General features: G+C 53.2%; 3 protein-coding genes. 1 reads left to right on the top strand and 2 read right to left on the bottom strand.

Annotated features, from left to right (window positions below; all coding sequences use genetic code 11):
* Positions 1 to 91 precede the first annotated feature (91 nt).
* Positions 92 to 1,159: a type IV pilus twitching motility protein PilT gene (locus HWQ67_RS17160; RefSeq protein WP_218253914.1), complete on the top strand. Its 1,068-nt coding sequence runs from the start codon at positions 92 to 94 to the stop codon at positions 1,157 to 1,159.
* A 301-nt stretch (positions 1,160 to 1,460) separates the two neighbouring features.
* On the opposite strand, the gene HWQ67_RS17165 is transcribed toward HWQ67_RS17160, so the two are convergent.
* Both HWQ67_RS17165 and HWQ67_RS17170 read right to left on the bottom strand, forming a co-directional pair.
* Positions 1,461 to 1,640, bottom strand: a complete 180-nt coding sequence (locus HWQ67_RS17165; protein WP_218253916.1) for a type II toxin-antitoxin system RelE family toxin — start codon at positions 1,638 to 1,640, stop codon at positions 1,461 to 1,463.
* Positions 1,622 to 1,849 carry a hypothetical protein gene (locus HWQ67_RS17170; RefSeq protein WP_218253918.1) on the bottom strand — a complete coding sequence of 76 codons (228 nt, stop codon included), beginning with the start codon at positions 1,847 to 1,849 and terminating at the stop codon, positions 1,622 to 1,624. The genes HWQ67_RS17165 and HWQ67_RS17170 overlap by 19 nt, the downstream gene beginning before the upstream one ends.
* Positions 1,850 to 2,000 lie beyond the last annotated feature (151 nt).

Raw genomic sequence — 2,000 nt, forward strand, 5'->3', positions numbered from 1 at the left:
GCCTATTACTAACGGCTTATTGACAGTAGTGGTGAAGGTGGCTTAGACTGTACCGTAGATATAGTTAAATATATTATAGAGAAAGAGACACATGGATGTTTTTGGATTGCTGCGGATAGGTAAATCAAGGCGGGCAAGTGATCTACACATGGTAGTCGGCAGCCCGGCAGTGTTCCGCATAGATGGCTCCCTGCAGCCTGCCAACGGCATAGCCCCGCTGACTGCAGAGGACATCAGCGAAGCTTTTCTTCAGTTGACCACGCCTGAGGAAAGGGAGCATTTTCACCGCCAGCTGGAGCTTGACTTCGGCTATACGATGCCGGACGTTGGACGCCTGCGCTGCAATGCGGCTCAGCAACGCGGGTCTATCAGCCTGGCCGTCCGTTTGCTACCGCCGAAAATCCCGACCATAGACGAGCTGGAGCTGCCGCAGATATGCAAAGACCTGGCCCTGAAGCCCAGAGGATTGGTAATAGTTACCGGGCCCACCGGCAGCGGTAAAAGTACCACCATCGCAGCCATGATTCAGCACCTGAATCTCAACGAGACCCGGCATGTGGTCACCATTGAAGACCCTATTGAGTACGTGCACCCGGGCATTAAATGTTCTTTGACCCAGCGCCAACTGGGCGCCGATACCCTGTCCTTCGCCAATGCTCTCAAGCACATCCTGAGGCAGGACCCGGACGTGATTGTGGTCGGGGAAATGAGGGACCCGGATACCGCTGACGCCGTCCTTACTGTAGCTGAGACCGGTCACTTCATACTGACCACCGGCCATGCCCCCAGCGCCACCCAGGCCATGGAGAGAATAATAGACCTGTTCCCGCCTCATCAGCGCCACCTGGCTCAGACACGGCTGGCTTCTTTGCTCGTGGCTGCCCTGTGTCAGGTTCTCGTGCCCCGGGCTAACGGCTCAGGGAGGGTAGCTGCGGTAGAGATTATGCTCGGCAATCCAGCGGCCAAGAGCCTGATTCGGGAAGGCAAAATCTACCAGTTGCCCAACGTCATCCGCACCCATCGCGACATAGGCATGATTTCGATGGACGAAGCTCTGGTCGCCCTTTACCTGAAGGGACTGATCACCGGCAAGAGCGTGCTCGAACTCTGCAACGAACGCGCGGAAGTCGAGAAGCTCATCGGCAAGGTAAGGGCGTAGCCACAAGTAAATTCCAAATTACACAGCCCAAACCCCAAACAAAACCCAAATCCCGAACTTCGGACGTCCCTTGTCATTGCGGGCCTCTCTTTGTCATTGCGAGCACCCGAAAGGTGCGTGGCAATCTCACGCTGTCAAATTCCAAATCCCAAATTGGAGGTTCTGCCTATCCTTCCGAGATCAGACCTGTCGGGCGTAAGATCCTCGTCGGGCCACTTCCCGAATTCACCTTTTGTACGCTTCGCCCCTTGGAGACACCCTGAACACCAACACGGTTCTATTGAACTTCACGAATAGCACTCTATATCTGCCAATCCTGATCCTGTAAACATCCCTTCCGACCTGCCACAGGCTTCAAATCCAGCTCCAGACCTTCAGATAACCGGGAAAGAGCAATATCAACCAGGGTCCTGTATTCCTTCGGTAGTCTTTTGTACTGCCTAGCTGCTTCTTTTGCGAACTTTATTTCAACTCTGCCCAATTCACAACCTCACCCTTGTCATGTTCCTTCAGAGCCTCCTTATACGATGTTTCCTCCTCGTCAGTCAAAGGAGAGCTATCACTTTGGATCAACATCTTCGCAAATATGTCCACCAGAGTGCCCTCAGGTAATTCTTTAAGCATCGCTACAATGCTGTCTTCAGATATCAAGACTGTCTTGGCCATTTTTCCACCTCCGTTCGCATCCATATTATATCATCCCTACCTGTCTGCGGTGACGACTGAGCAATTGTCGCAGTGATCTCTGGCCATGAAATCCGGAATGTCAGACCAGTTCAGGTCCGTAACCTCAAACAGGCTCCTCTCCTGGACCTTCTCACAGGATGATTGCTCTCCGCCC

The sequence above is a fragment of the Candidatus Magnetobacterium casense genome, from assembly GCF_019173545.1.
GTDB classification, from domain to species: domain Bacteria; phylum Nitrospirota; class Thermodesulfovibrionia; order Thermodesulfovibrionales; family Magnetobacteriaceae; genus Magnetobacterium; species Magnetobacterium cryptolimnobacter.

Coding starts and splice junctions, on each gene's coding strand:
- HWQ67_RS17170 (WP_218253918.1), bottom strand. CDS start 1,849: ATGGATGCGAACGGAGGTGGAAAAATGGCCAAGACAGTCTTGATATCT.
- HWQ67_RS17160 (WP_218253914.1), top strand. CDS start 92: ATGGATGTTTTTGGATTGCTGCGGATAGGTAAATCAAGGCGGGCAAGT.